The sequence below is a fragment of the Rhizobium sp. EC-SD404 genome, assembly GCF_902498825.1.
Classification (GTDB): domain Bacteria; phylum Pseudomonadota; class Alphaproteobacteria; order Rhizobiales; family Rhizobiaceae; genus Georhizobium.
In genome coordinates this window covers 1-4,273 of the sequence record NZ_LR701444.1, presented here as the reverse complement: position 1 = coordinate 4,273, position 4,273 = coordinate 1, and the positions used below count along the sequence as shown (strand labels likewise).

The window sequence follows — 4,273 nt, the reverse complement described above, 5'->3', positions numbered from 1 at the left end:
GCTTGGCGAGTGCCGGTCGGCCGTGTTCCAGGAGTTCTCGTCATGTGGGCAGTCCACCCTTGCCAATGTTGACATGGGGGCAGACGGAAATTGGAGTGCGCCGATCATGGCAGGCACGTGCGGTTCGACAGTGGTGGGAGCTGAAAGCGGTCGCGATCAGGATGAGTGGGTTTATCATTGGCAAGCACGAGGGGCGGGATGCCCCTGCAAAAATGGTGTGTCGAAAATTCCATCGGCGCAATGCCGAGAGCCATCGATTTGGATCAGGGACTGCGCTTGCCAAAAATTCGCCAAGGGCTCTCGCGGTGCTGCAACAGCCACTCACAGCAAACCGCGTCCATTCCGTGAATCGGTTTTGTCGAAGCTGGAATCAAAAATATCGACAGCAATACAAATCGTAAAAAATCAGATCGATGTGTCTGAATGTGCCCGCAAATCGAAATGCATTCCGGCAACACGACCTGCAGGAGCTGCTGTCGTCGGTCGGCTCAGACCGCGAGCGACCAAAAATGGCTCTCGGTCCCAGGAGCCGTGATCCTCAGGAGGTGAATATTCGGCCGTGATGTCAACACTGACGCCGTTAGGCGAATCCGTCGGTCAGCCTGTAAACGGCGTTCATCGAAGAATCACCAAAGTCACGTCGTGAATCATCGCTGTCGGGAGCTGCAACGGCCGGTATCCCGTCACTGACGTCCTGGCTCGGGCATGCCGGTTGGACGGCGTATGAAACGGACCATCCAAACGAACGGACGCATCCATTTGCACTTCGACCGAACGGACTTGCTTGGCTTCCGTCGGGCAGCTTCCCGCCGCAGGTCGATGCGGAGGCATGAACAACGCCGTCACCGCGTGAATCGGAATTGTCGCAAAGAGAATCGCGAATATCGATCTTTGAATCGCCGAAGCACGCATCGAGAAGATGTGCGGAGACATCACCTCAATTGATCCTGCCCCGCACCAAAATCAAAACGCCTTCATAACGATGCTATGTGGACCATGGCTTTTGTGTAGGTAAAGGCATCCGGCAGGGCTTCGACGTGTCAGGTAAGGCCCCCCGGCGAAGGTCGATTGTGCCGTCACGTCAACACTGCGCATTCTTGTGGTCGATAGCTCCGGGCCTTTAAACGCCGTTCATAGATGAATCGGAAATCTCAAGGTACTGGCTATGGACAGGGCGGCGAGGGGACTGCCGTAGGGTAGTGACCTCCTTCCGATCGAGCTGCTCCCTCGCATGTTATCGAGCAGCGTCCGCTGTCTGCGATGCAGCTCGGCGTTCGCTGATTGCCGCTGCGTCTCATTAAGACTCTTCACCTAAGCACAGGCATTGATCCAGGTTTTATTAGATGCTTCACAATCGCCTCGACCGCCTGTCTATCAGCCAAAATCATGTCCCTGGCATTTGGCAGGTTTCAAGGATGGCATCGATCTGCTCTTTGATTTTCAGTTTTGACCGGCGAAGACGGTCGATCGGGCACGGCTCTTGCGACATTATAGACACGGGATGCGCCGAGTTCATCGACGCTTCCATGATCCTGGCGAGGTCGGTCGTGATCGCGTCGAGATAGCTCCGCCGACTGCCGATTGGTGCTTGTCGTCGGAGCATGACATGGCCGCCATCCTCGCTCATTTGAACGGAGCCGAGGATTGTCACCGAACCGTCAGTGACGCTGCCCTGTGAATTAAACAACAGGTACGGAGTCTAACCTCGACGACCATTGCCTCTAAAATGACTTGCTCCATTCCAGCTCGACTGCGTGCCGATCAGCGTTTGACGAAACTGCACCGCTATACGACAAAGCCACGCTTCCGAGCTGATTGAATCCGAGCTCCAGGCCAGCTTCGACCACGGCGGAATCGCGGGCTATCGGCGCTCCTTGAACGACGAAGTTGCTTGACCCAGCGAAGTTCATGGTCGTTTCCGTGAACTCATCGCTGAAGGCGTGCTGCCAGCCAAGCATGCCGAACACTTGTCCCCCTGTCCCACCAATCGCGACGTCATGCGCGAAGCGTGAACCGACCGTTGTCACAAAGGTATCGCTGCTTGCACCATTGGCAGAGAGCGCGGATGCCCCGCCTGTTTCGGTAAAGCCGTCAGTTGCACTTCCCACATAGGCCAGATTGAGGAACGGCTGAAGAGTGCTGGCTCCCAAAGCAACATCATAAGCGCCCTCCAAGAAGACCTGGCCCGTTTGGCCATCGTAGTCAGCCACCAACCGCTCACTCAGTCCTCCAGCAGCGAGCATCCGCTCGGTCTCAATACCGTGGAATGCGTAACTTGCGCCTCCACTGATCTGGAACTGGCCAAACCGGGTCCCGCCGTAGATGGCGAGTTGAAGAGTGTCGATCTCACCTGTCGCCCCAGGAACGGCAGATTCAAGATCGGCAAATTCGTACCCAGCAGCGGCACCCACATGGAACCGGTCATTGAGAACCGTGTCTGCTCCAAACAATATCCCCGCAGCTGTCGTCGAAAGTTCTGCGCCGTTGCCCTCCCGCTCGCTCCATGAGCCGGTTGCTTGCGCCCATAGCGAAGGACCCTTTGCATCGCCCCCTATGTCTAGAGCGCCTGGACCATAGGCGAGGACTGGAACCGAAGCTTGAGGCGGGGCCAAGGCTCCAGCCATCCGTTGAGACAACGTTGCTCTGAGGCGCGTCGCACCTTCAATGCCGACACCCTGAGTTGAAGGGTGCAAGTTGCCGCTTAGCTGATCGAGCACAGCCGCCGCTTGTGCGAGATCCGTGACATTGGAGAATGCGCCGGACAGAGCACTCGATGGCATTTCATCGATTGCGTCCGCGACAGCGAGCTGGCTGGCATTGGTCGCGGCGGAAGAAAACGCTTGTGTCTTGGCGATGTCAGCTAAGACAGCGTTGCCCGTGTAGGTCAGCTGCGTGTCGAAGAACGGCGAGTTGTTGTCGAAGGTGAACCGTCCGCTGATGCCGCCAGCGGCGGTAAATACCGACTGCGCCGAGCCAGGAACGAAGCTGGCAAGCTGCAAGATCGCGCCATCGGTTATCGAGGCGCTACCGCCGACAGCGATGGTTCTGCCTACCGAGCCCGGGGTGGCCCTATAGATCGAGCCGTCATTAAATGCGGCATCACCTGTCACGCGGAGATTGGTATTGGGGTCATTGGCGACAACCGTGCCACCAGTTCCGCTCACGAGAGACCCGATCTGGCCCCCTCCGGCAAGCGTCGCCCCGGACAGAACATCAACTCGACCACCAAGGCTACCGTTGACGTTGATGCGACCCGCTTCGATGCGTGTTACGCCGTTGAAGCCGGAGGAATCCGCATTGAGAGTGAGCGCATTGCTGCGCGGCTTGACGAACGTCCCGGCTCCCTCGACAACCTCATCAAAGATGATGTCGCGGTTCTGATTGAAAACGAAAGTGCCCGAGTTGCTGACGGAACCCGTGCCGGGGGCAGGGGCATCTCCATTGCCCCAGAGAAGGGTCGCACCGCTCGATACCGACGTCGATTCAAACTCCCCTTCTCCAAAGGCCGTTGCAGAGCCCGAGGTCGCGCCGAGACGCTCAAAATTGACCACGCCCGCGATGTCGAAAGCGATGCCGTTTTCGAGGTTGAGCGTGTCAGTGCCTGTCCCGCCATCCGCAACGCCGACCAGCCGAGAGCCGTTCTGAAGATTGAAGACATCATCACCGCCGCCGAAACGCACTGCGACACCATTGCCGCCAATCAGCGTTCCAGAGTTGGTGACGACATCATCGGCATCGAAATAAGAGATGATGGCTTCGTTCGCGCCACCCTCCATCGTGCCGGTGTTAAGGATCATGCTCCGTCCGTATGTGCCATAGGCATGGTTTGGCGAGCGAATGATGCCGTGGTTAGTGATGCTGGCAAACCCGATCGAGGAGATCGCCGCTGCAGGGGCTTCAATGATTGCTCCCTCATGATTGATGATGGTGGCGTGCGACGAAATCGCGATGCCTTCCGATTGGTTTGGCGTCGGTCGATCCGATCGCGTCCCTTCTGCGCCGGTGCCTGCAATGCGGCCCCAATTCTCGACATACCCGACACCGTCGATATCGACTCCGTCGCCGTCGCCGAGCCCGGTACCATCGTTCTCGCCTAGGATAGTTCCGTAGTTGAAAACGGTCCCATTGAGCACCTCCCCAGAAATCGGACGGTGACGGAAGCTACGATCTGACGTCTGCTGATCTCCAATGACGAGGAGATCAGAACATGCGCAAACGCAGGAACCATGACGCGGGCTTCAAGGCTCGCGTGGCGCTGGAAGCCGTGAAGGGC

2 protein-coding genes are annotated in these 4,273 nt (G+C 57.7%); both read right to left on the bottom strand.

The features are described from left to right. Nucleotides 1-1,384: 1,384 nt before the first annotated feature. Nucleotides 1,385-1,627 (bottom strand): hypothetical protein, encoded by a 243-nt coding sequence (locus tag GC125_RS00045; RefSeq protein WP_151983171.1) that lies wholly within the window; start codon nucleotides 1,625-1,627, stop codon nucleotides 1,385-1,387. Nucleotides 1,628-1,721: 94 nt separating this feature from the next. Next, nucleotides 1,722-4,133: an autotransporter outer membrane beta-barrel domain-containing protein gene (locus GC125_RS00040; RefSeq protein ID WP_151983170.1), complete on the bottom strand. Its 2,412-nt coding sequence runs from the start codon at nucleotides 4,131-4,133 to the stop codon at nucleotides 1,722-1,724. Nucleotides 4,134-4,273 lie beyond the last annotated feature (140 nt).

Coding starts and splice junctions, on each gene's coding strand:
- GC125_RS00045 (WP_151983171.1), bottom strand. CDS start 1,627: ATGAGCGAGGATGGCGGCCATGTCATGCTCCGACGACAAGCACCAATC.